This is a genomic window from Huintestinicola sp. (assembly GCF_050874005.1).
In the GTDB taxonomy this organism is placed as follows: Bacteria; Bacillota; Clostridia; order Oscillospirales; family Ruminococcaceae; genus Huintestinicola.
In genome coordinates this window covers 42,618-68,333 of the sequence record NZ_JBNMJV010000006.1, presented here as the reverse complement: position 1 = coordinate 68,333, position 25,716 = coordinate 42,618, and the positions used below count along the sequence as shown (strand labels likewise).

Sequence of the window (25,716 nt, the reverse complement as noted above, 5' to 3'; positions counted from 1 at the left end):
CGTAAAAGTTTCCAAAAGCTATTGACTTTTAGGAACAGATGTGCTACAATATAAGAAAGGATATGTCTTAAATGACAGACAAGGCTTTAAGCGAAAGGCTTGCCGCCTTTGAAGAAAAGATCGGCTACAGCTTTAAGAATAAAAATCTGCTTCACGAAGCCCTTTCCCACTCCTCCTATGCAAACGAGTGCAAAAAGGGAAGAAATTCAAATGAAAGGCTTGAATTTCTCGGTGACAGCGTGCTTTCCATCGTGATCTCGGAGCATCTTTTCAATCATTTCAAGCACCTGCCCGAGGGCGACCTGACCAAAATAAGGGCTTCACTGGTTTGCGAAAAGGCGCTGTTTGAATTTTCAAAGCAGATATCTCTCGGAGAATTCATTCTCCTTGGCAAGGGCGAGGAAAATACGGGGGGCAGGAACCGTCCCTCAATTGTTTCCGACGCATTTGAAGCGGTAATTGCGGCTGTTTTCCTTGACGGCGGTATGGAAGCCGCAAGGGAATATGTTTTAGGCTTTATACCGAAGGACCTTGACAAAAACTCCGCAAAGAAGCTCCAGGATTACAAGACCATATTACAGGAGATAATCCAGCGAAATCCCGAGGAAAAGGTGGAGTATGTCCTGAGAAGCCAGTCGGGACCCGATCACGACAGGCATTTTGTAGTGGAGGTCTGCCTTAACACCAACGTTATCGGTCACGGCGAAGGTCACAGCAAAAAACAGGCAGAGCAGCAGGCTGCAAAGGAAGCGCTGAGACTTATGGGCTGCGAGGTCTGATATGAGCCACGCCAATATATCCATTTTTATCCCTCATATGGGCTGCCCAAATGCCTGCTCATTTTGCGACCAGCGGATAATAAGCAGCACCTCTCACGCCCCCACCCCCGATGAGGCGGAGGATATCATCAGAGGAGCCTATGAGCGCATAAGCTCACCCGAGGACAGGGCTCAGACAGAGATAGCCTTTTTCGGCGGCAGCTTTACGGCTATCGACAGGGACTATATGACCGCCCTGCTTGAACGCGCTTCAAAATATCTGAAAACGCCCGAACAAGACGGCTTTCGCAGTATAAGAATTTCCACTCGTCCCGACTGCATTGACGAGGAAATTCTTATGCTGCTGAAAAAATTCGGCGTTGGTGCAATAGAGCTTGGGGCGCAGTCAATGAGAGACAGCGTTCTGCATGCAAATCTCAGAGGTCATACCGCAGAGGACGTGAAAAGAGCCTCAAGGCTTATAAAAGAAATGGGCTTTGAGCTTGGGCTCCAGATGATGGTGGGGCTTTACAAAAGCACTCCCGATGACGAGCTTTTCACAATGAACGAGATCATCGGAATATGCCCGAAAACCGTGCGTATATATCCCGTTACGGTGCTTCGGGGAACATATCTTGCAGAGCTTTTTGACAAGGGCGAATACGTGCTATATCCCTTTGAGGAGTGCGTTTCCCTCTGTGCAAGGCTTATGAAAGGCTTTACCGAAGCAGGGATAAAAATTATCCGCCTGGGACTTCACGCCGAGGAAAGCGTTGAGGACAGGGCTGTGGCAGGCTTTTATCACCCTGCACTGGGAGAAGTTGTCCGCTCGGAATGGGTAAAAGGGATAATTGAGAATGAACTTTTAAAAGATGGCTTTGCAGAATGCAGGGCAGCAAACCGCAATATGAGTATACTTGTGGGTCACAAGCGGTCGAACAGGGCTTATTTTGCGGACAAGAGGGTTTCATTCATTCGTGACGACAGCCTGCCGCCCGGAATTATTTCCGTTAACGGCAGGAAATTTACCATACAATAATTCAGAGGTTTTAATATGTACTTAAAATCACTTGAGCTTCAGGGCTTCAAGTCCTTTCCCGATAAAATAAGGCTGGACTTCGGCAAGGGCATAACTGCAGTTGTGGGTCCCAACGGAAGCGGAAAATCCAACATCGGCGACGCTGTGCGCTGGGTGCTGGGCGAGCAGTCCTCGAAAACTCTCCGTGGAGCGAAAATGGAGGACGTTATCTTTGCGGGAACCGAGCTTCGCAAGCCTATGGGCTTTGCGGCGGTCACACTTTGCATTGTAAACGACAAGGGCATTTTAAATATAGACGCTCCCGAGGTAACGGTGACGAGAAAGCTTTACAGAAGCGGCGAGAGCGAGTATATCATAAACGGGGCGCAGGTTCGCTTGAAGGACGTTTCCGAGCTTTTTATGGATACGGGTCTGGGACGTGACGGCTATTCCATTATCGGACAGGGTCGTGTTGCGGAAATTGTTTCCTCAAAATCGGGCGAGAGACGAAGCATTTTTGAAGAAGCCGCAGGCATTTCCAAATTCCGTTTCAGAAAGGCAGAGGCTCAGAGGAGACTTGCTCAGGCAGAAGAAAATATCCTGCGACTGACCGACATCATCTCCGAGCTTGAAAGCAGAGTTGAGCCTCTCAGAAAGCAGTCGGAAAAGGCAGCGCAGTTTATCGAGCTTTCCGAGGAAAAGAAATCCCTTGAGATAACCGTGTGGGTGCATGAGCTGTCGGAGCTTCGTGCAAAGCTTGCGGAGCTTTCCGATAAGCTGCTTATCAACACCTCGGAATATTCCTCATGCGAAGCGGATATCGAACGTCTCGAAGAGGAGTACAGAACCGTTTACAGCGACATCGCCAAGGGAAATATCCGCATTGAGCAGCTGAGAAACGCCATTCTTGATGCCGAAAAGGCGAACACGGGGCTTCACGCCGACATTGCGGTGTATAAAAACGAGATAACCCATTTCAATGAAAACATTGCCGATCTGGAAAAGCAGATGGAGAATGCCAAGCTGACAGACAGCGAAAACAGGCGGCTCACCGAGGAAAAGCTTGCTCAGATAGATAAGATAGGCAAGGATATCGAGCAGGCGGACAAGGATTTTTCGGAAGCGGAGGAAAGGCTCAGAGAAGCCGCAGGCAGGCAGGACGGCTTTGAAAAGGAATTTTCGGGTCACGCCGCAGAGCTTAACAAGCTTTATATCAGGCAGTCCGAGCTGAAAATCACCGCAAGCTCCTCGGACAATGCGCTCAAAGAAATTGAGGAGCAGGAAAATGCCGCAAAGGCACAGCTTGAAGCCATTGCCGAAAGCAGAAAAAATCTTGAGAACGAGCGCAAAGAGGTGCTTGACGGCTTAAAGCTCCTTGAGGAGAAAAAAGCCGAGCAGGAAAACCGCTCAGGCGGTATGAACAGGCTGTTTTCCGCAAGATCGGAAAAGCTTGCCGCCGCCGAAAAGGAGCTTTCCGAGCTTACCATCGGCGTAAGGGAAAAGGAAAACAAGATAAAGATCCTGCAGGATCTGGAAAATTCAATGGAGGGCTTCGGTCACGCCGTAAAGCAGGCACTTAAAGCGGGCAAAAGCGGCAGGATAGGCGGCATAATCGGCTCTGTGGCGCAGATACTCACCGTTCCCTCTGAATACAGCGTGGCTGTGGAAACTGCCCTTGGCGGCGCACTGCAGAACATCGTCACCGAGGACGAAGAAGCGGCAAAGCGCAGTATCCGTATGCTCAAGGATATGAACGCAGGCAGAGCCACATTTCTCCCCATCACCTCTGTAAAGGGCAACAGACTTAACGAAAGCGGGCTTGAAAGCTGCAGCGGATTTGTGGCTTTAGGCTGCGATATTGTTACATACGATGCTAAATTTACGGGTATCGTAAACTCGCTGCTGGGCAGGACGGTAATTGCCGAGGACATCGACTGTGCAGGCAGCATTGCAAAAAAATATAACTACAGATTTAAAATAGTCACCCTTGACGGTCAGGTTGTCAATGCAGGCGGTTCCTTCACAGGAGGCTCAGCAAACCGCTCCTCAGGTGTCCTCACACGTAAAAACGAGATCGAGCGGTTAACAGCCGAGCTTACTGCAGATGAAAACCGTCTTGCGGAAATGAGATCCAAAGCCGCCGCACTCAAGGCAGAGACCGACAAAATGCGGATAGACCTTGAAGCGGCAAAGGACGAGATACGCATTATCGAGCAGGACAGGATTAGATTTGAAGCCGAGATGAAGCGTATCGAGCAGGTTGAGGAGCAGAGTGTCAGCGGCAGGAAAAATGCGGAAGAGCTTACCCTGCGACTCCGTAAGCGCTTTGAGGAAACAAAAGCCGCCGCAGAGAAAGCCGCCGCAGAGCTTGAAAAAATTGACGCACAGATTGCCGACGGCGAGGATAAATCGGGCAGAGACGGTGCACTTCTTGAAAAGCTCAAGGAAGAAAGAGAAAATATTTCCTCGGAAATGTCCGCCCTAAAAATACGCAGAGCAGAGCTTGAAAAGGACAGAGAAGCCGCCAAGGAAAGCCTTGCCGCTCTTGAAGAGCAGAGCAGGAGCATCGGCGACAGCTCTGTGAAGTCCGCACTTGCCATCGAGGAGCAGAAAAAGCTCATTGCCGAAAGAGAGGAGCTTATCCGCCGGCGTGAGAGCGAGCTTAAAGGCGCAGGAGACAGAACTGCCGAAATAAATTCGGAGATCGCCGAAACCCAGAGCAATAATCTTGAGCTTGAAAAGCGCTCCAACGGAATTCGCAGCAGGATAAAGGAGCAGAACGCCGAAAAGGAAAAATTCGGCGCCGAAAAGACCCGTCTCGAGGAGCGGCACAAGTCTGCTCAGTCCGCATACGACAAGATAATCTCCGATATGGCGGAGCAGTACGAGCTGTACCCCTCGGAAGCGGAGGAGCTTGCCATAAAGGACGCAGACAACGCCGAAATAAGTCTTCGTCTCGGCACCGTAAAGCAGAAGATAAGAGCTCTCGGAACGGTAAATCTCTCGGCTATCGAGGAATACAAGGAAGTCTCGGAGCGATACGAATTTATGTCGGGACAGCTTTCCGATGTGAACAGCTCCAAGCGTGAGCTTGAAAAGCTTATCGACGAGCTGACAGAAACAATGAAGCAGAAATTCTCCGAAAGCTTCAATATCATAAATCAGAACTTCAAGCAGATATTCACCGAGCTTTTCGGCGGCGGAAAGGCTGAGCTTACCCTCACCGACCCCGACGATGTGCTTGAATCGGGAATTGAGATAAACGTGGCTCCCCCGGGCAAGGTCATCAAAAGCCTGTCCCTGCTGTCGGGCGGCGAGCAGGCGTTTGTGGCTATTGCCATATACTTTGCCATACTGAGGCTCCGTCCTGCGCCATTTTGTATCCTTGACGAGATCGAGGCGGCGCTTGACGATATGAACGTTACAAGATACGCCCAGTATCTTCATAATTTCACCGATACCACCCAGTTTATCACCGTTACCCACCGTAGAGGAACTATGGAGGAAGCGGACGTTATGTACGGCGTAACGATGCAGGAAAAAGGCATTTCAAGGCTTCTGAAAATGGAACAGCCACCTGCAGAAGATATAACCGACTAAATATGAATAAATATTTGGAGGAATTAGTTTGAAAATCAAAGATTTTCAAACTCCGAGTTTTGTTTTTCGGTCTGACGACCGAAATTTCCTTACGGAAAACACAAAACTCTCAAGAAAGGAAGGGAATATTTATGGGATTTTTTGAAAAAATTGCCGAAGGCATCAAAAAAACAAGGGACTCTATGATGGGAAAGGTCAATTCCCTGCTGAACTCCTTTACAAAGATCGACGAGGATTTTTTTGAGGAGCTGGAAGAAACTCTCATTATGTGCGACATCGGCGTGCAGACCTCTGTTGATATCTGCTCGGAGCTGAGAAAAGCGGTAAAAGAAAAGGGCATAAAAGAGCCTGCGCTCATCAAGGACGAGCTGAAAAGAATAATCACCGAAATGCTGGGAGAGGACAAAAAGCTTGACCTTTCCTCAAAGCCTGCGGTAATAATGGTCATCGGCGTAAACGGAGCAGGAAAGACCACCACCATCGGAAAGCTTGCCGCAAGGCTCACCTCCGAGGGCAAGAAGGTCATTGTGGCTGCGGCGGACACCTTCCGTGCGGCAGCTATAGACCAGCTCCAGGTATGGGTGGAAAGAGCGGGAGCCGAGATAGTAAAGCATTCTGAAGGCTCCGACCCTGCAGCGGTGGTTTTTGACGCCATCACAGCGGCAAAGGCAAGGGGTGCGGACGTAGTTATCTGCGACACAGCAGGCAGACTTCACAACAAAAAAAATCTTATGGACGAGCTGAAAAAGATAACAAGGATATGCCGTCAGCAGGCGGAGGGCTGTTCCCTTGAGACCCTTCTTGTCCTTGACGCCACCACAGGTCAGAACGCCGTAAATCAGGCAAAGCTTTTCTCTGAAACTGCGGATATTACGGGCATTGTGCTCACAAAGCTTGACGGTACGGCAAAGGGCGGAATCATCATCACCATTCACCGTGAGCTTGGAATTCCCGTAAAGCTTGTGGGCGTTGGCGAGAAGATAGACGACCTTATGGACTTTTCCGCTCACGATTATGCAGAGGCGCTTTTCGTTTCCGATACTGAGTTCAGCGGAAATTACGAGAGACTTACGGGAGACGGTGAGGACGAAGCTTACGAAGATATTTCCGAGGACATTCCCGAAGAGGAAGTCATTGAAGAAACTGTTCCCGAAAACGAGACAGAGGATATTTCCGATGTATCCGATGAAGAAACAGCCGACGAGCTGTCCGAAGCTGTAACAGAAACAAGCGAAGAAGAAATTTCCGAAGATATCCCCGAAAATGAGCCTCTCTGTGAAACCGCCGACAGCGAGGAAGAAACCGAAGAAGCTCCCGAGAAAGAAAAGCCTGCGGAAAAGAAGAGTCTGAGGGACGGAAAATTCGGCTTCCTGTTCAAGGAGATATCCTTCGGCAAGAAGGAAAAAGACAGCGAGGATGAATAAGAGAGGTGTTAATATGAAGCTTATACTTGCTTCCAACAATAAAAACAAGCTGAGAGAGTTCAGAGAGATACTTGAGCCGGAGGGCTTTGAGGTAGTCTCCCAGAGCGAGGCGGGAGCCGACATCGAGGTGGAGGAAACAGGCACCACCTTTGATGAAAACGCATATCTCAAGGCAAAAGCAATTTACGATATGTTTAAAACCCCCGTTATCGCCGACGACAGCGGACTTGAGGTAGACGCACTGAACGGCGCACCCGGAATATACTCCGCAAGATATGCCGAGGAGGGAAAGCGGTGTGCAAGGGTGCTTTCCGAGCTTGAGGGAGTTCCCGACGAAAAGCGGACAGCGAGGTTCAAGTGCTGCATATGCTACATTGACGAAAAGGGCGGAAAGCACGTGGTCACAGGCATCTGCGAGGGTAAAATAGGATATGAAAAGAAAGGCACCAACGGCTTCGGCTATGACCCTATCTTTATGTACGGCGACAAAAGCTTTGCGGAAATTTCCGCCGAGGAGAAAAACAAGGTGAGCCACAGAAGCGACGCTTTGAGGAAGTTTGAAAAAGTAATAAAGGGAGAGAAATAAAATGCTTACAAGCAAACAAAGAGCCTATTTAAGAGGAATAGCCGCCAAAGAGGACACCATTTTGCAGGTGGGCAAGGGCGGCATCGGTGAGAACCTTATCACCCAGGTAAACGACGCTCTCAAGGCAAGAGAGATAGTCAAGCTTAAAGTCCTTGAAACGGCAATGCTCTCATCTGCGGAAGCGGCAGCAGAGCTTGCGGAGGCAACAAAGTCCGAGGTTGTTCAGACCATCGGCAACAAGCTTGTGCTTTTCAAGAGAAATCCCCAGGAGCCTAAAATAGAGCTGCCCAAGGCAGAAAAGAAAAAGTGATAACGGCACTTTTCGGCGGCAGCTTTGACCCTGTTCATTTAGGTCACGTAAATGCGGTGAAGTCCCTGCTTGAGAGCAGTCTTTCCCCCGACAGAGTAATAATTATGCCCGCATTTGTAAATCCTTTTAAAGCAGGGCTTGATACCGAAAACAGAGCAAATTGCGAGGACAGGCTGGAGATGTGCAGACTTGCCTTTGAAAAGCTCCCCCGCTGCGAGGTCTCGGACTTTGAGATAAAAAAAGGAACTCTCAGCTACACCTGTGAGACCCTCAGGTATCTGCAAAAGCTTTATCCCGAGGACAAGCTTATCCTGACCGTGGGCAGCGACTCCCTTGCCACTCTGCCCACCTGGAACAGTTTTCGGGATATTATAAGTATCGCCCAAATTGCAGCAGTCTCACGCTCCCCCAAGGAGTCACGGAGAATAGAGGAATATGCTGAAAAGGTAAAGGCTTTGGGCGGCAAGGTCACGATCATAGAAACAGAGCCTTTTGACATTTCATCTACCGAGATCCGTAAAAAAATTGTAAAAAATCAAGATATATCTTGCTATGTTGATAAAAATGTAGTACAATATATTATGTCTAAGTCTATTTATAAACAGGGTGATCGTTAAATGGCAGTTGATATCTGCGGAGCCGATACGGAAGAAATAAAGGATATCCTTAAAATAAGGCTCTCAAAGAAAAGATATACCCACAGTCTGAATGTTGCCGCCGCCGCAGACAAGCTGGCGGAGAAATTCGGCGCAGACAGGGGGAAATGCTATCTTGCAGGGCTTATCCACGATATCTGCAAGGAGATACCTCCCGAGGAACAGCTTAAAATGGGCAGGGAATGTATCGTTCCCCTCAGTCCCGTTGAGGAGAAGATACCTGCGCTGTATCACGCTGCGGCAGGCTCCTGGTACTGCGAGCACGTTCTGCACATTGCCGACGAGGATATCCTGATGGCGGTGCGGTTCCATACAGCCGCAAGGGCGGGAATGTCAAAAACTGAGGAGATAATCTACCTTGCCGACCTTATTTCCGAGGATCGTTCCTATAAGGACGTGGGAAAAATGCGCAAGCTTGCCTTTGAGAATTTGCAGAAGGCTATGCTTGAAGCCATAAGCTTTTCGGTAAGCGATGTTATTGCCAAAGGCTCGCTTATACCCGAAAGCACCACGCAGGCTTATAATCATTACGCTGAAATTTTCAGATGAAAGGCGGTTTTTTATGCCGGATACACTTACACAAAAGCAAAAGCTTGAGATAATCGTCAAGGCTCTCGACAGCAAAAAAGCCGAGGATATCAAGGTCATCAAGGTTGGCGACCTTACCATAATTGCGGACTATTTCGTAATTGCCGACGGAACCTCAAGCACACAGACAAAGGCTCTTGCCGACGAGGCGGAGTACAAAATGCAGGAAAACGGCGTCACCCCCAACAGAGTTCAGGGAAACAACGGCTCCAACTGGGTGATAATCGACTACGGTGACATAGTAGTCCACGTTTTCAGCAAAGATCAGAGAGAATTCTACAACCTTGAACGTCTCTGGAGAGACGGAGAGGACGTGGATATATCGGAGTGGGTAAAATAATTTTTAAGGGGGACTTGAAATGGAAGACAACACAGATATGGGATATTCCGCTCTCTACAGTCAGACTGAAGAAGAGAATGACGATAAAGCAAAGGCTTTTGCGGATTACGAACAGCGTGAGCTTGCCCGAAAGGGAAAAATCAAGGTCATGGTCATCGGAATACTCTACCTTATTTTTTGCGGGATAAATATTCTGAAAGCCATTCCCGACCTGTCGGAGGGATTATCCTATTGGATAGGCGAAATGGCTGCATTGGTTCTTTTTACCGCTATCGGAGTTATGTTTGTCATGGGCAAAAACAGCGCAAGGATCGCTCTCGGAGTGTTTTTCTGCATATGTGCCGCTATTTCTCTGCTTATTTTTGTGCCGTCGCTGATATCAACTGCGGCATATGGCAGCACGGCTGTTCTCTACGGTGTTTTATCATCGCTCATTTCCCTTGCTATTATCGGTGTGCCTATCTGGTTCACCTTATTCGACAAAAGCGTTAAAGCATACTGCAAAAGCAAACAAAAAGATAAAAACTGAAAGGGGTAATTAACAATGGACGAACTTAAAATGGACGGTCTTGATCTGCCCGATACGGGAGAGACCTATGACGATCTCCCCGACGCATCGGAGGGACTTGAGGAAACAGCTAACGATACTCCCCGTCCTTCCGACAGTATGGACAATTTTGATGATATCGCAATGCCCGTACTCAGCGAAATGGACGGCTCTGAGGTAACTGCCCTCGATAAGCAGGCGGAAAAAGCCGTTACACCCGATAAGCCTGCCGAACCTAAGCCTATGTTCGAGGATATGTCCGCACCCGCAAGACCGCAGAGCACACAGCAGTCCTCCTCTTCGGGACAAAGTACATATCAGAGTACATCAGGCTCATATAAGAGCACATCAAGCTCATATCAAAGTTCCTATCAAAGCACATCGGGAAGGACAAATCCGAGAACGACCTCCTCAATGGACGATCTCTACGCTGCACGTATGGCAGTAGACCCCGAAAAATACGAAAAGGGCAGGAAAAAGACAAAGATCGTTGCGGGAGTTGGTATCGCTCTGTACGGATACAATACACTTTCCTATCTTCTTTCGCTGATAGGCGGCGGAGGATTGACTATTCTGCTGGATCTTGGCATTTCGGGCTTTCTCCTTTATCTGTTCATCAGGTTCTTTATCGGCAGCAACACCGCAAAGGAAACTCTTGCCTGGTGGATAAGCATTGACGTTATATTCAATATCATCGGCATTATCACCGCAGGCGTTGCCACAGCCGCATTCAGCAGCATTGGTCTGGGAGGACTTTTCGGATTTCTTGCAGTTATGGGTATCATTTCACTTGTGGCAAGGTGCGTTATGCTTTATTTTCTTATTCTTGACGAAGATATTTCCGAGTACAGCAAGAACAAACAATAACTCAGATATCAAATTTATATGATATAAATTTCTTTATTTTGCAAAGGACTGATAATTTTGGAAAGATACGATCATTCCGCCATTGAGAAAAAATGGCAGAAATACTGGGAGGAGAACGAGACCTTCAAGACCGATGTATGGGATTTCTCAAAGCCCAAATACTACGTTCTTGATATGTTTCCATACCCTTCGGGCGTGGGACTTCACGCAGGACACCCCGAGGGCTACACAGCTACCGACATTGTTTCCCGAATGAAAAGAATGCAGGGCTACAATGTGCTTCACCCAATGGGCTATGACTCCTTCGGTCTTCCCGCAGAGCAGTATGCGGTAACAACGGGAAACCACCCCAACGGCTTTACCCAGGAAAACATCAAGACCTTCTCAAAACAGCTCAAGGAGCTTGGCTTTGACTACGACTGGTCAAAAATGGTGGCTACCTCCGACCCCAAGTTCTATAAGTGGACACAATGGATATTCAAGCAGCTTTATCTTGACGGCTATGCAAAATATGTGGATATGCCCGTTAACTGGTGCGAGGAGCTGGGAACCGTTCTTTCCAATGATGAGGTAATTGACGGAAAATCCGAACGTGGCGGCTACCCCGTTGTAAGAAAGAATATGAAACAATGGGTAATAGACCAGCCCGCCTTTGCAGAAAAGCTTCTCGAAGGACTTGACGAGATAGACTGGCCCGAGTCAACAAAGGCTATGCAGCGCAACTGGATAGGCAAATCTACAGGCGTTGAGGTCAAGTTTGACATTGTGGGCGGCGGCGAATTCAGCATCTACACCACTTGTATCGAGACAATTTATGGTATCACATTTATGGTTCTTGCTCCCGACGGTGAAATTGTAAAAACACTTATGCCCCGCATAACCAACAAGGAAGAGGTACAGGCGTACATTGACGAGACACTCAAGAAAAACGATATGGACCGCACCGAGCTCAACAAGACCAAATCCGGCTGCGAGCTTAAAGGCGTTACCTGCATAAATCCCGTAAACGGCAAGGAAGTCAGAATGTTCATCGGCGACTTTGTTCTTGCAAGCTACGGCACAGGCGCAGTAATGGCTGTTCCCGCTCACGACCAGAGAGACTTTGAGTATGCTGTTGCTCATAACATTGATATGATACAGGTAATCGACGGCGATGAAAAGCTGGGCCACGTTGACGTGTCCGAGAAAGCCTTTGAAAAGGGCGAATATCTGGGCAAAGGCTACAAGCTCATCAATTCCGAGGAATTTACAGGTCTTACCGTTGAAGAAGCAAAGGAAGCCATCACCTGCAAGCTTGAAAAAATGGGCGTTGCAAAGCGCACCACAAACTACCATTTCAGAGAATGGATATTTGCCCGCCAGCGTTACTGGGGCGAGCCTGTTCCCGTTGTACACACCGAAAACGGCGAGATACACGTTCTTGATGATGACGAGCTTCCTCTCATTCTTCCCGAGCTTGAGGACTACAAGGGCAAGAACGGCAAAGCTCCTCTTGAAAATGCGGAGGAATGGAAAAAGTATGACAAAAACGGCATAAAGGGTACAAGAGAGACCTCCACAATGCCCGGCTCCGCAGGTTCAAGCTGGTACTATTTCAGATATATCGACCCCGATAACGATAAGGAATTTGCAGACCCCGAGCTTCTGAAGCATTGGATGCCCGTTGACCTTTACATCGGCGGCCCCGAGCACGCAGTAGGTCACCTTATGTACTCCCGTATCTGGAACAGATACCTCTACGACAAGGGTCTTGCACCCACAAAGGAGCCATTCAAGAAGCTTGTTCACCAGGGAATGATACTTGGCGAGAACGGCATCAAAATGGGCAAGAGATATCCCGAATATGTGGTAAATCCCAGCGACATCGTAAGAGATTACGGCGCAGATACCCTGAGACTTTACGAGATGTTTATGGGTCCCCTTGAGGTCTCAAAGCCCTGGAGCAGCTCGGGAGTTGAGGGCGCAAGGAAGTTCATCACAAGAGTATGGAATTTCTTCACCGAACATTCAAACCTCACCGAAGAAAATGACGGCACACTCACAAGAGTATACCATCAGACCGTAAAGAAGGTCACCGACGATTTCGAGGCACTTGCATTCAACACCGCCATAAGCCAGCTTATGATATTTATGAATGCCGCATATAAGGCAGGAAAATGCCCCAAGGAGTACGCCGAGGGAATTATCAAGCTGCTTTCCCCCGTCACACCTCACGTGTGCGAAGAAATGTGGAGCATACTGGGTCACGACCATACCATCGCATACGAGTCCTGGCCCGTATATGACGAAAAGGAGCTTCAGGTGGACACCATCGAGATAGCCGTTCAGGTAAACGGAAAGCTCAGAGGAAAGATATCCGTAGGCGTTGACGAAGAGCAGGAGTCCGCACTTGCCAAGGCAAAGGCTCACCCCGATGTAAAGTCATTCATCGAGGGCAAAAACATCGTCAAGGAAATTTATGTCAAGGGCAGGATAGTAAATATCGTTGCAAAGTAACATCTTGTAAATATGCACAAAAAAGTTTACAAAATTTCGTCTTGGTTTTTTGTGCAGACACTTGACAAATGCGTGTGATATATAGTATAATGTTATAGTTATATCGTATATAATCCTCTGCCAAAGGGCAAAGGGAGGGAACAAAATTGGCTGAAATTCACGTTGGAAAGAACGAGACCTTAGAGACTGCTCTTAAGCGTTTTAAGAGAAGCTGCGCTAAGGACGGCGTTATCGCTGAGGTTCGTAAAAGAGAACACTACGAGAAGCCTTCCGTAAAGCGCAAGAAGAAGTCTGAGGCTGCTCGTAAGCGTAAGTATTAATCGTTAATATGTTAATAGTATCGCTTTGTACAGAGCGGCGGCAGCCATATAACTGCCGCCGCTTTTTTCTATCAAGAAGGAGCGTGTTTATGCTGTTCACACCCACAAGAGCCTACAAAAGCATACTGAGCGTGACTCCCGAAATACTGCGTGAAATGGGAGTCACCGCTCTTATCCTTGACATCGACAACACAATGACCACCCACGACAATCCCACTCCCCTTGAGGGACTGTTTGAGTGGCTTGACAATATGCGTAAAAACAATATAAAAATGATGATAGTCTCAAACAATCACGTCCCCAGGGTCACACCCTTTGCACAGCTTCTGGGACTTGACTTCATACCCGAGGGCGCAAAGCCCCTGCCCATAGGATATAAAAAAGCCGCTGAGAAGCTTGGCGTGCCCAAAAGCGAAATATGCACCATCGGCGACCAGCTTTTCACGGATATCCTTGGAGCAAAGCTTTTCGGCATAAAATCCATTCTCGTCCCCCCTATCGAACCGGAAAAAAACGTTTTTTTCAAAATAAAAAGAACGGCAGAAAAACCATTTCTGCCGAAAAAATATTTATAATCGAGGTGCATTTTTATGATAACAAAAAAATGCAGAGACTGCGGAAAAGAATTTACCCTTACAGACGGAGAAATAGAATTTTACCGTTCAAAAGGCTTTGAACTTCCGACACGCTGCAAAAGCTGCCGTGACAAACGCAAAGGCAGGAAACCATCTTCTTCACCGCAAAACCATAACAGCAATAAAAGCAGCCGCTCACGCTTACCCATATTTGCCGTAATTCTCGCAGCAATATTTCTGGCAGCCTTATTTTTCAAGCTTTCGGATATCTTAATCCCCGAGCAGGCATCGCCGTCCGAAATAACGGAAACTTCCGCTTATATCACAGAGCAAACTCCGCCTGCCATAACTTCTTCTGCCATTACATCAGATACAATAACCTCGGAAACCTCACATATATCCACATCGTCAGAAGCCATAGTTACAGGACCCGAAAAACAAGGGCTTTGTTTCCGAAATGCCGATCTTCTTGAGGATCACTACGAAAAGCACGGCATAGAAATGGGATTTTCCTCCCCGCAGGAATATGAACGTGCCGCCGCAGCCGTTGTAAGCTCCCCCGACGCCCTCCACAAGCTTGAAAAGGAGGACAACGACGATGTGTATTATCTTGAAAGCACCAATGAATTTGTCATAGTTTCAACAGACGGATATATAAGAACCTACTTTAAACCGAACGACGGCAAGGATTATTTTGACAGGCAGTAAAAATCAAAGAAAGGATAGATAAAATATGAGCGCAACATTCGGCCCCGCAGGAAGCGCAGAAAGCTTCAAAGCAATGGGCTACAAAAAATCCACCCAGCTCCCCGAATACTTAAAAAAATTCGGACTTACCCATTTTGAATACCAGTGCGGACAGGGCGTAAGAGTATCCGAGGACTCCGCAAGAGAAATAGGCGAAGCCTTCAAAAATGCAGGAATGACTCTGTCTCTCCACGCTCCCTACTTCATCTCCCTCTCGGGAACAGAGGAGGAAAAGCGCCTTAACTCCATAAACTACATACTCGCCTCCGCAAAGGCAGCAAAGGCAATGGGAGCGAAAAGGATAGTAATCCACAGCGGCTCCTGTGCCAAAATATCCCGTGAGGAGGCTCTTGAGCTTGCAAAGGACACAATGAAAAGGGCGAGACAGGCGCTTATCTCTGAGGGACTTGAGGACATAATCTGCTGCCCCGAAACAATGGGCAAAGTAAACCAGCTTGGCACTCTCGAGGAGGTCATCGAGATCTGCAAGGTTGATGACAGCTTCATTCCCACCGTTGATTTCGGACACCTGAACGCCCGAACCTTCGGCGGCATAAAAACCAAGCAGGATTATGCCGAAATGCTTGACAAGCTTGAAAACGGTCTCGGCATAGACAGAGCAAAAATTTTCCACAGTCATTTTTCCAAAATAATGTACACCGAAAAGGGCGGCGAGAAAATGCACCTTACCTTCGGGGATAACCAAGGCTTCGGACCCGATTACGAGCCGCTTATGGAGCTTATCGCAGAGCGTGACTGGTCACCCACCTTTATCTGTGAAAGCGCAGGCACACAGACCGAGGACGCAAAGGAAATGATGGACTATTACAACAGCGTAAAGAAATAAAAAACAGCATTGACGAGCGGCAAACCCGTCAATGCTGTTATTATTATACCTTATTTTTCTTCCACGACCGTGTAAAGCCCCGTATCATCGCCGCTTATCTCAATGCCCTTAGCCTCGAAAAGCTCGGAAACGGTAACAAATTCGTAACCCTGTTCCTGAAGCGCAGGGATAATAGTTTTCAGAGCCTCCACCGTTTTTGTGTTGCCCTGCATATCGTGGAGAAGGACAATGGTGCCGTCCTTGACCTGATTTAGAGTGCGCTCGGCTCTTTCCTCGGCGGAAACGCTGTCCTCCCAGTCATTGCAGCCTGCGCCGCAGATAAAGGGCATATCAATAGCCTCATACATCGTGGGATTTACCGCAATGTAGGGCGGGCGGAAAAACTTGGTATCCTCACCTGTGATCGCTTTTACCTTTTCACGGACATAATCTATCTCCGCAGTAATATCCTCGGCGGACATTTTCGTCATATCCGAGTGAGTTTTGGAGTGGTTGTCTAACTCGCAGCCCATATCATAGGCACGCTTTACCACCTTCTCGGTGCTTTCGGTAATGTTGTTGCCCACAAGGAAAAAGGAGCCTCTTACCCCGTATTCCTCCAGAACATCCAGCACCTGAACGGTGGTGGTGATGTTGGGACCGTCGTCAAATGTAAGAGCCACCAAGGGCTTTCCCAGAGCCTTGTAATCCACTTTTGTGACCTCGCTTTCGGTAGTTTCAGCCTCCGAACTGACAGTTTCGGAAATACTGTCGGCGTTATTTTCCTCCTCGGGCGCACTTGTGCAGGCACAGATAAGAGAGGAAACCAGCGCCATAAAAACAGCAACAGCCTTTTTCATAACGTCTCTCCTTTACGGCTTTTACAAATTATATCATAAAATACAAAATATGTCAACGAAAAAAATATTATTTTTAATCCGCAAACTGACTGTTGTAAAGCTTCGCATAGAAGCCGCCCTTTGAAAGCAATGACTCGTGGTTACCCTGCTCAATGATATGACCATCTTTCATTACAAGTATCACGTCCGCCTCTCTTATGGTAGAAAGGCGGTGAGCCACGATAAAGCTTGTGCGCCCCTCCATAAGACGGGCAAACGCCTGCTGAATTTTTATCTCGGTTCGGGTGTCGATAGAAGATGTAGCCTCGTCCAGAATGAGCATAGGGGGCAGGCAGAGCATAACACGGGCAATGCACAAAAGCTGCTTCTGACCCTGAGAAAGGCTTCCCCCGTCCTCCCCTATCACCGTGTCATAGCCCTTAGGGAGACGTTTGATAAATCCGTGAGCGTGGGAAGCCTTTGCCGCAGCAATAATCTCCTCATCTGTAGCGTCAGGCTTACCCATAGCGATATTTTCCTTTACAGTTCCCGCTCTGAGCCAGGTCTCTTGCAGTACCATTCCGTAATTTTTCCTGAGACTGCTTCGTGTCATATCCCTGATGTCAATGTCCTCCACCTTAACAGCGCCGCTGTTTACATCATAAAATCTCATAAGCAGATTTATGACCGTAGTCTTTCCGCAGCCCGTAGGACCCACGATCGCCACCCTCTGACCGGGCTTGACGCTCAAATTCAAGTCCTCGATAAGCTTCTTTTCGGGAATATATGAGAAATACACATTCTCAAGGGAAACGCTGCCCTTGGGGTCTGTGAGCACCACAGCATTTTCATTTTCGGGAGTCTGAGGTTCTTCCTCAATAAGCTGAAAAAGTCTCGCAGCACAGGCAAGAGCGTTCTGCAGCTCTGTGATAACCCCCGAGATCTCGTTAAACGGCTTGGTGTACTGATTTGCATAGGACAGAAAAACCGACAGCTGACCCACCGTAAATGGCACCGCCGCACCCACCGTAGCCACACAGGTAAGCGCACCCGTCAGAGCCACCGCCGCATATACCACATTGTTCACAAATCTTGTGGAGGGATTTGTGATAGACGAAAAGAAAGTTGCTCTCAAAGAGCATTTGAAAAGCCTGTCGTTTATCTCGTCAAATTTTTTCAGCGTTTCCTCTTCCCTGCCGAACGCCTGAACGATCTTCTGACCGCCTATCATCTCGTCGATAAAAGCGGTCTGCTCCCCTCTCGTCTCCGACTGCAGGCGGAACATATCATAGGTCTTCTTAGCGATAAATCGTGCGATAAACAGAGAAAGGGGCGTCAGCACCACCACCGCAAGGGTTATCTTCCAGCTGATAAGCAGCATAAAAATGAGTGTGGCGAGGATAGTCACAACGCCCGTGAAAAGCTGAGTAAAGCCCATAAGCAGACCGTCCGCAAACTGGTCTGCATCTGCGATAATGCGGTTCACCGTCTCGCCCACAGGGTGAACATCAAGGTAACTTAACGGAAGCTTTTCAAGCTTTCTGAAAGCCTCGTTTCTCACATCACGTACAACGTGATAGGTTATCCTGTTGTTCACCGTGTTCATTATCCATTGAACAACAGCGGTAATTCCAACCACAACAGCAATTTTCAGCAGTATATCACCAATTCCCGCAAGGTCAACATTTCCCTCGCCAACGATCAGGTCAATGGCATTGCCCGCAAGTATGGGAACGTAAAGCGTAAGCCCCACGGAAGCCGCCGCCGTAATGACCGAAATAACGATAAGAGGAATGTAACGCTTTACATAAACAAAAACCTTTTTCAGAGCGCCCTTAGGGGCTTTTTCTTTCTTAGCCGCCACTCAGACCGCCTCCTTTTTGAACTGGGAATTGTAAATTTCTCTGTAGACCTCACAGTTTTCAAGAAGTTCAGCGTGAGTGCCTATTCCCACCGCATTGCCGTCGTCAAGAACGATGATCTTGTCGGCATGCTGAATGGAGGAGGTTCGCTGTGAAACGATAAACACCGCAGGCGAATAATCAAGCTCCCTGAGAGATCTTCTGAGAGCAGCGTCGGTGGCAAAATCAAGAGCCGAAGCGCTGTCGTCAAGAATGAGTATCTCGGGCTTTCTCACAAGCGCTCTTGCAATGGTGAGCCTCTGCCGCTGACCGCCCGAAAGGTTCTTTCCGCCCTGCTCGATCTCGCAGTCAAGCCCGCCCTTTGCCTTGATAACATCAAGCGCCTGAGCCGCCGTAACAGCCTCCATAATATCATCGTCCGAAGCATTTTCATTGCCCCAGAGCATATTTTCACGGATACTTCCCTTAAAAAGCACCGCCTTCTGCGGAACAACGCCGATCTTGCTCCTAAGCTCCGAAACAGGCATATCCTTCACATTAACGCCGTCAACCAGAACCTCGCCGCCGCTCGCATCGTAAAATCTGGGAATAAGATTTACAAGGGAGGATTTTCCCGAGCCTGTGCCGCCGATAATTCCAACCGTCTCCCCCTTTTTCACCGTAAAATCAATGTCCGAAAGGGAGTCGTCACCTGCATTTTTGTACCGCAGATAAACGTGACGGAACTCTGCCGCATTATCGCTCTGAGAAGCATCCTTTTCCCCGTCGGAGATTGAGGGCTTCATCTCAAGAGCCGCCTGGATACGGTTTCCGCAGGCAATGCTCTTGGTGATGTTTATGATTAGATTTGCAAGCTTGATAAGTTCAACAAGTATCTGAGACATATAATTGTAAAGAGCGACCACCGCACCCTGAGTGATAATGCCCTGACTTACGCTGACAGCTCCCCTGTTTATGAGGAAGATTATGCCCAGATTTATGATGATGTAGGTCACAGGGTTCATCAGAGCGGAAATTCGTCCCACAAATTCCTGTGAACGAGTAAGCTCGGCGTTTTTGGAAACAAAGCGCTCGGTCTCCTCGTCCTCCTTGCAGAACGCACGTATAACACGTACACCCGTCAGATTTTCTCTTGTAACGCTTGTAACGCCGTCAAGCTTCTGCTGCACCTTTTTGTAAAGGGGGATGGAGCAGAGCATTATGGCAAATACCACAATGAGCAGCAGAACGGTCACATAAACGAATATCATCGCCGCACGGGCGTTAATGGTGAATGCCATTATCATTGCGCCGAAAACCACGAAGGGCGAACGCAGAAGCAGTCTCAGGGTAAGATTTACGCCGTTCTGCACCTGATTCATATCGCTGGTCATACGGGTCACCATCGTGGAAGTGCCAAGCTCGTCCAGCTCGGAATAGGACAGGCTCTGGATATGCTCAAAAAGCACGTGGCGAAGCTTTGCGGTAAAGCCCACCGAAGCCTTTGCGGCAAAATACTGAGCCGTAATGGAAAACGCCAGCCCCACAAAGCCGAGAAGCACCAGCACAAGGCACATTTTCACAATGTACGCCCTGTCGCCCATTGCGATACCCTTGTCGATGACCGCCGCCACCACCAGCGGCACAAACAGCTCAAGAAGCGCCTCAAGCAGCTTGAAAAGCGGTCCGAGAATGCTCTCCTTGATGTACGCCTTCATATAAACAAGAAGCTTTTTCAATCCCATCTCTCCTTAAAACAATTTTTCGCATACAAAGTTATTATACCATATCAATGGATAATGTTTTATTCTAATTTGTTAATTTTAATGGCAATATTATTAAGCACTGTTTCTAATTTTTGTAAAATATTCCCCGTAAAAAATATTTTCACAGACCTCTTGACAAATATGGAAATATGTGTTATGATAATGATATCAAAATGATATCATTTCAGATCAAACCCAATTCTGACGTATCATAAGGGAGGAAATTTTATGAGCAAGAAAATTACAGGCGAAATTGAAGAAAAGGAGCTTAACGCTCCCAACGGTCTGGCAAGCGCATTTTTATTTGTTATTCTTTACATCGCAGCGGTCGTGGGCATAATTCCTGCGGGAATGAACCTTGACAGCGGCGCTCCCACCTTCGGCGCTCCGCTGCTCGTGATCTGTATTCTGTGGCTCTGTGTGGGCTGGATACCGTTTATGGGCATCAAGGTCATTCGTCCCAACGAGGCTCTCGTACTTACACTTTTTGGAAAATACACAGGCACTCTCAAAAAGGAAGGCATTTTCTTTGTAAATCCTTTCTCATCTGCAGTAAATCCCGCATATGCTGCGGAAATGGCTTCACAGATGAATGTTCACACATCTGCGGACGGCAAAGCCGAGGTCAAAACGGCTTCCGTTTCCAAAAAGCTTTCGCTCAAGGCGATGACCCTCAACAACAAAAAGCAGAAGATAAACGACAAGGACGGAAACCCCGTTGAGGTGAGCATTGTGGTCATCTGGAAGATAGCAAACACCGCAAAGGCTGTTTTTAACGTTGACAATTACCAGGAGTACATTTCCATTCAGGCGGACTCCACCCTCAGAGACGTGGCAAGCCTTTATCCCTATGATGTGGGAAATGACGGCGGCAAGTCCCTCAGAGGCTCCTCTGCCGAGGTTGCTGAAAATCTCAAGGCGGAGCTTCAGAACAGAGTTGCGGACGCAGGTCTTGAGGTCATCGAGGCTCGCATCACTCACCTTGCATACGCTCCCGAGATCGCTGCGGCAATGCTCCAGAGACAGCAGGCGGCAGCTATCATCGAGGCAAGGCAGAAGATCGTTGACGGCGCTGTGGGTATGGTCGAAATGGCTCTCGAGCGCATTACCGAGAATAACGTCTGCGACCTGGACGACGAGAGAAAGGCGCAGATGGTATCAAATCTGCTCGTTGTACTCTGCGGAAACAAGGACGCTCAGCCTATTGTTAACAGCGGTTCCATTTATTGATAACAAACTCAAGTCGTTCCTGTCTCCCCCACCTCAGACCGGGAGACGGGAACAGATATGCATTTAAACGAGGTGACAGTTTATGTTTTCAAATACCTCAATAGCTTCAATGCTCATCTGCAGCTTGCTGTGCATTATCATTCCCATCGTGGCAATGATAATTTACAAGATAAAAAACAAGGACGTGAGAATTTCTTCGTTTTTCATCGGCGGAGCGGTCTTTTTCCTGTTTGCTCTTGTCCTTGAACAGATAATGCATTATTTTATGCTCCCCGTTGTAAGCGGCAGCACAGTCGCTTACGTATTTTACGGAGCGTTTGCCGCAGGAATTTTTGAAGAAACGGGCAGATTTGTCACTTTCAAAACGGTGATGAAACAGCGAAATGACCCCAAAGAAGCCGTTATGTATGGTCTGGGTCACGGCGGAACCGAAGCCATTTTGCTTGCAGGGCTTTCAATGCTCGGCAGCGCAGTTACGGCAATTATGACAAATCAGATGGGGCTTGATGCAATGATCTCCCTTTCCTCGGGAGGCAATGCGGAAACCGCCGAAGCTCTGCGCACACAGCTTGAAACGCTGGCAGCGGTGGGAACGGGCACAATGCTTCTGAGCGTTCTCGAGCGAATTATTGCTATGACGTTCCACACGGCTATGTCGGTAATAGTTTTCGAGAGTGCGAGGGTCAAGGGCAAGGGTTTGCTTTTCCCCGCTTGTATCTTTTTCCACGCAGCACTTGACATTCCTGCGGTGCTTTATCAGAGAGAGGTGATACCTTTGTATGCCCTCTATCCGATAATTACTGTCATTACAGCGGCGGCAGTCTGGTTTGCAGTTAAGTCGTACAGGAGGACGAAGGCGGTCTGCACAGAGGAGGAGACGGCTTGAAAGGCAGGATATGCAGGATAATTCTCGGCATCTCTGCCGCCGTTTTTACCGCTCTTGTAATTGCGTTATGGAGTAAGTCCGAGCTTTGTATCGGGGCGGCGGTGGTTGTCTGCGTGAATTTCATTCTGACGGCAATGCTGAAATTCAGTTTCGGGCTTGCCGCCGAAAACGGATATAATAACAGGGCAAAGCTTGACAGGATACTTTCGGTATCAAGCGTTGTGCTGCTTGTTCTCAGCGTTCCTCTGTTTTTTGTTCCCGTATTTTATGAAAGCATTTCAGATACGGCATTTGCGGCTTATGTAAACATTATCGGAGCTGTACTGCTAATTTCCATTCTTATAGCCGACAAGAAAAAATGATGATCGGAGGTGAAGCGTTTGGCTGAAAATGATAAGGCAAAGGGCAAAAAGCAGGTCCCTCTCAGGCTGTCCGCTTCCCTTTACGACGAGCTTGCAAAATGGGCGGAGGATGATTTCCGTTCCATTAACGGGCAGATAGAATATCTGCTTACGGAATGCGTCAAAAAGCGCAAAAAGTCCGCTGCGCAAAAGCGTACCGAGCGGAATGGGAATATTCCTCCCGGAGAGGCTCCCGAGCTTAATGAACCGTTTTTTTACACCTATCCCGACGGTCACACGAGAGAGTTTGAAAATGTGAAGGTCTTTCTCGATTACGTCATTAACGGCGAGCCGGACGAGAGAGATGAAGAAAAGCACGAAGATTAAAATTTCATTAACCGTATTAGAATATAATAATTCTATTGATTACCATCTGCCTTTGTGCTAAAATAATAGTTGGGAGATTTTCCCTGCTTCGAGTCGGGAACGGAAGAGAAGCTTATGCTTGGGATAATATTTTTTTGCCGTTCTCGGGGGAGTTTTTATGGCTGCAGAAAAGGAAATGAACAGAATGGCAGCCGACGGCCGGCGTGTAATTTCGGTAACGCCATATGCGGCAATGGGTTATGGAATCATTGTCACTTATGAGCGCAAGGTTATGAGATGACATAATTTAAAATGCACTATTGACATTTTATAAATAAGATGATATATTATATATTGTTTTACATTATCATAAAACAGGAGGGTTTTAAATTGGCTGACGTATTAAAGGCAGAGGGACTGTCTAAATCCTACAAAAAGGGCGTTATGGCGGTCAAGGACGTGAGCTTTACCGTGGGAGAGGGAGAAATTTTCGCTCTCATCGGTCCAAACGGCGCAGGCAAGACTTCGACCATCAGAATGATATCCACCCTTATCAAGCCCACGGGCGGCGACGCTTTTGTGAACGGTCACAGCATCATCTCCGAGCCTGACAAGGTAAGACAGGCTATTACATATCTCCCCGACGAGGCAGGCGCATACAAGACTATGACCGGTATGGACTACCTTTACTTTATGGCGGGACTTTTTTCCGCCGACAAGGACGAGATAGACAAGTATGTGAACAGGGCTGTGAATATGTGCGGTCTGGGCGACAGGCTGGAGGAAAAGATAGGCGGCTACTCACGTGGTATGATAAGAAAGCTGCTGCTTTCCCGTGCTGTTATGACACGCCCCAAGCTTGCCATTCTTGACGAGGCTACCTCGGGTCTTGACGTTATCAACGCTCTGGACATCAGAAAGACCATAAAGCGTCTTTCCGCCGAGGAGGGTATGAGCTTCCTGCTTTCATCACACAATATGCTTGAAATAGAGTACGTTTCCGACAGGGTGGGAATTATGGCTCACGGCGAGCTTATGGTCACGGGCACCATCGACGAGCTGAAAGCACGTTATAATGCCGCTAATCTTGAGGAAGTTTTTGAAAGGGTGGTGCAGTCAGATGAAATTAGGTAATCTGTTAAAAAAAGAGATAAAAGAGCTGCTTACTCCTCAGGCTATCTTCTCGATGATATTCACCTGTGTTCTGCTCATTGTTATGGGCAAGGTCATGGGCGGCGCTATGGACGAGGCTCTTAACAATTCAAGCGTGAACATTGCCGATCTTGACGGTTCGGCATTTACAGAGGAAATGATAAAAGCTCTCCCCGATTACGGCGCTGACCCTACGGTGGTCACTCTTCAGTCCGAGGACCTTGAGAGCGAGATGGAGAGACTTGACATCAAAAATCTCGTTATTATCCCCGAGGGTTTCGGTGACAGCGTTGTGAACGGTTCCGAGTCGGCAGGCGTTGACTGCGTGAGCATTGTTACGGGCGGCGGTCTTACAACTTCTATGCAGAATATGTCCGCTTCAAGCCTTACTGCTTCCATTTCAAGCTATGTGAGAAATTACATCGAAACTCAGAAAATGGGTATGACCGAAAGCGAAAAGGAGCTTCTTGCGGAGCCTGTTGTAACTGTAGAATACACTACGGCTAACGGCAAGACCGTTCAGGTATCGGCGGATATGCTTATGGGCGTGCTTATGAGTCAGTCTATGATAGCTCCCTTTGCGGTCTTCTTCCTTATCCTGATGGCTTCTCAGATGATAATGACCGCTATTTCTACGGAAAAGATCGACAAGACTCTGGAAACGCTTATGTCCGCTCCCGTTTCGAGAATTACGGTGCTTACCGCTAAGATGATATCTGCTGTTATCGTGGCGCTTCTTAATGCGGGTGCTATGATAATCGGATTTGCTTTCTATATGCAGAGTATGATGGGAGGCGCTGCTGCTGAGCTTGAGGAGGGTGCTGCTGCAAATACTGCAGGCATTACCTCGGGGGCTGAGGCTCTGGCAAGTCTGGGACTTACTCTCGGTATAGGCGATATCCTTATTTTCGGTCTTGACCTGTTCCTTACGATCGCTATCGGACTTTCGGTATCGCTTATCCTCGGCGCTATGGCTACGGACACAAAGTCGGTGCAGACCTTAGTTATGCCCATTATGATGGCGACTATGATACCTTTCTTCGTTACGATGTTTGCAGACGTTAACTCTATGTCTCCCGCACTTAAGATCATTATGTACATCATTCCCTTTACTCACACTTACACGGCTATGAGCAATCTTATGTTCGGTGAGACGGCTCTCGTTATCGGCGGCCTTATCTATCAGGCGGTGTTCTTTGCGGTTTGTATGTATCTGGCGGTGAAGATGTTTACCTCCGACCTGCTGTTTACTATGAATTTCTCCGCTGACAGAGGCAGAAAGAAAAGCCTTATAAAAGGTGGGGCAAAATGATATTCCACGATTATGAGCCTAAAATGCAGAAAAATCCTATGCTTATAGGCACGGCGGTCATATCAGCCGCCGCTGTCGCCGGGCTGTGGTATTTCAGAGAACGGCTGGGGCTAAGCGTTTCCGATATGCTTATGCTGTCGGGTGCGGCTCTGCTGGTGATACTTCTTACTATCCGTGATATTCTCCAAAAAAAGGAAAATTTCCGAAATGCTTCCGAGCTGAAAAAGCAGCGTGACGAGATGGAATGTGAGGATTTTTCCGACAGCAGTATTTTTTTCAAGTGATATGTTCTTCTGTATATTCGGGCGTATCCCGAACATAATAC

At 48.0% G+C, this 25,716-nt stretch carries 25 protein-coding genes and 2 pseudogenes; 24 read left to right on the top strand and 3 right to left on the bottom strand.

Features of this window, described 5'->3' with window-relative positions; translation table 11 throughout:
- Nucleotides 1-71: 71 nt before the first annotated feature.
- The 16 genes and pseudogenes from rnc to ACR0QN_RS03560 all read left to right on the top strand — a co-directional run bounded on the left by rnc (nt 72) and on the right by ACR0QN_RS03560 (nt 15,679).
- Nucleotides 72-779, top strand: a complete 708-nt coding sequence (gene rnc / locus ACR0QN_RS03635) for a ribonuclease III (RefSeq protein ID WP_432649833.1) — start codon at nt 72-74, stop codon at nt 777-779.
- Nucleotide 780: 1 nt separating this feature from the next.
- The gene (locus ACR0QN_RS03630; RefSeq protein WP_432649832.1) at nt 781-1,797 is read left to right on the top strand and encodes an elongator complex protein 3; all 1,017 of its coding nucleotides are present in this window, start codon (nt 781-783) and stop codon (nt 1,795-1,797) included.
- Between the two features lie 15 nt (nt 1,798-1,812).
- Complete coding sequence (gene smc, locus ACR0QN_RS03625; RefSeq protein ID WP_432649831.1) at nt 1,813-5,376, top strand: chromosome segregation protein SMC; 3,564 nt, start codon at nt 1,813-1,815, stop codon at nt 5,374-5,376.
- A gap of 131 nt (nt 5,377-5,507) precedes the next feature.
- Nucleotides 5,508-6,407, top strand: a pseudogene (ftsY, locus tag ACR0QN_RS03620) (signal recognition particle-docking protein FtsY); the annotation flags it as partial.
- Nucleotides 6,408-6,813: 406 nt separating this feature from the next.
- Complete coding sequence (gene rdgB / locus ACR0QN_RS03615; protein WP_432649830.1) at nt 6,814-7,386, top strand: RdgB/HAM1 family non-canonical purine NTP pyrophosphatase; 573 nt, start codon at nt 6,814-6,816, stop codon at nt 7,384-7,386.
- A 1-nt stretch (nt 7,387) separates the two neighbouring features.
- A complete protein-coding gene (locus ACR0QN_RS03610; RefSeq protein ID WP_432649829.1) occupies nt 7,388-7,696 on the top strand; it encodes a YhbY family RNA-binding protein in 309 nt (102 codons plus the stop codon).
- A complete protein-coding gene (gene nadD, locus ACR0QN_RS03605; RefSeq protein ID WP_432649828.1) occupies nt 7,693-8,313 on the top strand; it encodes a nicotinate (nicotinamide) nucleotide adenylyltransferase in 621 nt (206 codons plus the stop codon). Before ACR0QN_RS03610 ends, nadD begins: the two co-directional genes overlap by 4 nt.
- Nucleotides 8,314-8,901, top strand: coding sequence for a bis(5'-nucleosyl)-tetraphosphatase (symmetrical) YqeK (gene yqeK / locus ACR0QN_RS03600; protein WP_432649827.1), 588 nt, complete (start codon nt 8,314-8,316; stop codon nt 8,899-8,901).
- Nucleotides 8,902-8,914: 13 nt separating this feature from the next.
- Complete coding sequence (gene rsfS, locus ACR0QN_RS03595) at nt 8,915-9,280, top strand: ribosome silencing factor (protein WP_432649826.1); 366 nt, start codon at nt 8,915-8,917, stop codon at nt 9,278-9,280.
- Nucleotides 9,281-9,299: 19 nt separating this feature from the next.
- Entirely contained in the window at nt 9,300-9,809 is a 510-nt protein-coding gene (locus ACR0QN_RS03590; RefSeq protein ID WP_432649825.1) for a hypothetical protein, read from the top strand.
- 15 nt (nt 9,810-9,824) lie between these two features.
- Nucleotides 9,825-10,694, top strand: coding sequence for a hypothetical protein (locus ACR0QN_RS03585; RefSeq protein ID WP_432649824.1), 870 nt, complete (start codon nt 9,825-9,827; stop codon nt 10,692-10,694).
- Between the two features lie 57 nt (nt 10,695-10,751).
- Nucleotides 10,752-13,190: a leucine--tRNA ligase gene (gene leuS / locus ACR0QN_RS03580; RefSeq protein WP_432649823.1), complete on the top strand. Its 2,439-nt coding sequence runs from the start codon at nt 10,752-10,754 to the stop codon at nt 13,188-13,190.
- A gap of 146 nt (nt 13,191-13,336) precedes the next feature.
- The gene (gene rpsU / locus ACR0QN_RS03575) at nt 13,337-13,510 is read left to right on the top strand and encodes a 30S ribosomal protein S21 (RefSeq protein WP_022474864.1); all 174 of its coding nucleotides are present in this window, start codon (nt 13,337-13,339) and stop codon (nt 13,508-13,510) included.
- An 89-nt stretch (nt 13,511-13,599) separates the two neighbouring features.
- Complete coding sequence (locus ACR0QN_RS03570) at nt 13,600-14,085, top strand: YqeG family HAD IIIA-type phosphatase (RefSeq protein WP_432649822.1); 486 nt, start codon at nt 13,600-13,602, stop codon at nt 14,083-14,085.
- 15 nt (nt 14,086-14,100) lie between these two features.
- Nucleotides 14,101-14,793: a zinc-ribbon domain containing protein gene (locus ACR0QN_RS03565; RefSeq protein ID WP_432649821.1), complete on the top strand. Its 693-nt coding sequence runs from the start codon at nt 14,101-14,103 to the stop codon at nt 14,791-14,793.
- A 25-nt stretch (nt 14,794-14,818) separates the two neighbouring features.
- On the top strand, nt 14,819-15,679 hold the full coding sequence (locus ACR0QN_RS03560; protein WP_432649820.1) for a TIM barrel protein: 861 nt from the start codon (nt 14,819-14,821) through the stop codon (nt 15,677-15,679).
- Between the two features lie 50 nt (nt 15,680-15,729).
- Here the strand turns inward: ACR0QN_RS03560 and ACR0QN_RS03555 are convergent, their stop codons facing one another.
- The 3 genes from ACR0QN_RS03555 to ACR0QN_RS03545 all read right to left on the bottom strand — a co-directional run bounded on the left by ACR0QN_RS03555 (nt 15,730) and on the right by ACR0QN_RS03545 (nt 20,077).
- On the bottom strand, nt 15,730-16,518 hold the full coding sequence (locus ACR0QN_RS03555) for a polysaccharide deacetylase family protein (RefSeq protein ID WP_432649819.1): 789 nt from the start codon (nt 16,516-16,518) through the stop codon (nt 15,730-15,732).
- Nucleotides 16,519-16,591: 73 nt separating this feature from the next.
- Entirely contained in the window at nt 16,592-18,361 is a 1,770-nt protein-coding gene (locus ACR0QN_RS03550) for an ABC transporter ATP-binding protein (RefSeq protein ID WP_432649818.1), read from the bottom strand.
- A complete protein-coding gene (locus ACR0QN_RS03545) occupies nt 18,362-20,077 on the bottom strand; it encodes an ABC transporter ATP-binding protein (RefSeq protein ID WP_432649817.1) in 1,716 nt (571 codons plus the stop codon).
- Between the two features lie 255 nt (nt 20,078-20,332).
- Between ACR0QN_RS03545 and ACR0QN_RS03540 the strand changes: the two genes are divergently transcribed.
- The 8 genes and pseudogenes from ACR0QN_RS03540 (at nt 20,333) to ACR0QN_RS03505 (ending at nt 25,675) form a co-directional block, all read left to right on the top strand.
- On the top strand, nt 20,333-21,334 hold the full coding sequence (locus ACR0QN_RS03540) for an SPFH domain-containing protein (protein WP_432649816.1): 1,002 nt from the start codon (nt 20,333-20,335) through the stop codon (nt 21,332-21,334).
- Nucleotides 21,335-21,416: 82 nt separating this feature from the next.
- Nucleotides 21,417-22,220: a YhfC family intramembrane metalloprotease gene (locus tag ACR0QN_RS03535; RefSeq protein ID WP_432649815.1), complete on the top strand. Its 804-nt coding sequence runs from the start codon at nt 21,417-21,419 to the stop codon at nt 22,218-22,220.
- Nucleotides 22,217-22,582, top strand: a complete 366-nt coding sequence (locus ACR0QN_RS03530; RefSeq protein ID WP_432649814.1) for a hypothetical protein — start codon at nt 22,217-22,219, stop codon at nt 22,580-22,582. The genes ACR0QN_RS03535 and ACR0QN_RS03530 overlap by 4 nt, the downstream gene beginning before the upstream one ends.
- Before the next feature lie 18 nt (nt 22,583-22,600).
- A pseudogene (locus ACR0QN_RS03525) lies at nt 22,601-22,762 on the top strand (Arc family DNA-binding protein); the annotation flags it as partial.
- Nucleotides 22,763-23,105: 343 nt separating this feature from the next.
- Nucleotides 23,106-23,228 (top strand): hypothetical protein, encoded by a 123-nt coding sequence (locus tag ACR0QN_RS03520; RefSeq protein ID WP_432649813.1) that lies wholly within the window; start codon nt 23,106-23,108, stop codon nt 23,226-23,228.
- Between the two features lie 89 nt (nt 23,229-23,317).
- Nucleotides 23,318-24,061: an ABC transporter ATP-binding protein gene (locus tag ACR0QN_RS03515; RefSeq protein WP_432649812.1), complete on the top strand. Its 744-nt coding sequence runs from the start codon at nt 23,318-23,320 to the stop codon at nt 24,059-24,061.
- On the top strand, nt 24,048-25,391 hold the full coding sequence (locus ACR0QN_RS03510) for an ABC transporter permease (protein WP_432649811.1): 1,344 nt from the start codon (nt 24,048-24,050) through the stop codon (nt 25,389-25,391). The genes ACR0QN_RS03515 and ACR0QN_RS03510 overlap by 14 nt, the downstream gene beginning before the upstream one ends.
- The gene (locus ACR0QN_RS03505; RefSeq protein WP_432649810.1) at nt 25,388-25,675 is read left to right on the top strand and encodes a hypothetical protein; all 288 of its coding nucleotides are present in this window, start codon (nt 25,388-25,390) and stop codon (nt 25,673-25,675) included. Before ACR0QN_RS03510 ends, ACR0QN_RS03505 begins: the two co-directional genes overlap by 4 nt.
- The last annotated feature ends 41 nt before the right edge of the window (nt 25,676-25,716 follow it).

Coding starts and splice junctions, on each gene's coding strand:
- rnc (WP_432649833.1), top strand. CDS start 72: ATGACAGACAAGGCTTTAAGCGAAAGGCTTGCCGCCTTTGAAGAAAAG.
- ACR0QN_RS03630 (WP_432649832.1), top strand. CDS start 781: ATGAGCCACGCCAATATATCCATTTTTATCCCTCATATGGGCTGCCCA.
- smc (WP_432649831.1), top strand. CDS start 1,813: ATGTACTTAAAATCACTTGAGCTTCAGGGCTTCAAGTCCTTTCCCGAT.
- rdgB (WP_432649830.1), top strand. CDS start 6,814: ATGAAGCTTATACTTGCTTCCAACAATAAAAACAAGCTGAGAGAGTTC.
- ACR0QN_RS03610 (WP_432649829.1), top strand. CDS start 7,388: ATGCTTACAAGCAAACAAAGAGCCTATTTAAGAGGAATAGCCGCCAAA.
- yqeK (WP_432649827.1), top strand. CDS start 8,314: ATGGCAGTTGATATCTGCGGAGCCGATACGGAAGAAATAAAGGATATC.
- rsfS (WP_432649826.1), top strand. CDS start 8,915: ATGCCGGATACACTTACACAAAAGCAAAAGCTTGAGATAATCGTCAAG.
- ACR0QN_RS03590 (WP_432649825.1), top strand. CDS start 9,300: ATGGAAGACAACACAGATATGGGATATTCCGCTCTCTACAGTCAGACT.
- ACR0QN_RS03585 (WP_432649824.1), top strand. CDS start 9,825: ATGGACGAACTTAAAATGGACGGTCTTGATCTGCCCGATACGGGAGAG.
- ACR0QN_RS03570 (WP_432649822.1), top strand. CDS start 13,600: ATGCTGTTCACACCCACAAGAGCCTACAAAAGCATACTGAGCGTGACT.
- ACR0QN_RS03565 (WP_432649821.1), top strand. CDS start 14,101: ATGATAACAAAAAAATGCAGAGACTGCGGAAAAGAATTTACCCTTACA.
- ACR0QN_RS03560 (WP_432649820.1), top strand. CDS start 14,819: ATGAGCGCAACATTCGGCCCCGCAGGAAGCGCAGAAAGCTTCAAAGCA.
- ACR0QN_RS03555 (WP_432649819.1), bottom strand. CDS start 16,518: ATGAAAAAGGCTGTTGCTGTTTTTATGGCGCTGGTTTCCTCTCTTATC.
- ACR0QN_RS03540 (WP_432649816.1), top strand. CDS start 20,333: ATGAGCAAGAAAATTACAGGCGAAATTGAAGAAAAGGAGCTTAACGCT.
- ACR0QN_RS03535 (WP_432649815.1), top strand. CDS start 21,417: ATGTTTTCAAATACCTCAATAGCTTCAATGCTCATCTGCAGCTTGCTG.
- ACR0QN_RS03520 (WP_432649813.1), top strand. CDS start 23,106: ATGGCTGCAGAAAAGGAAATGAACAGAATGGCAGCCGACGGCCGGCGT.
- ACR0QN_RS03510 (WP_432649811.1), top strand. CDS start 24,048: ATGAAATTAGGTAATCTGTTAAAAAAAGAGATAAAAGAGCTGCTTACT.
- ACR0QN_RS03505 (WP_432649810.1), top strand. CDS start 25,388: ATGATATTCCACGATTATGAGCCTAAAATGCAGAAAAATCCTATGCTT.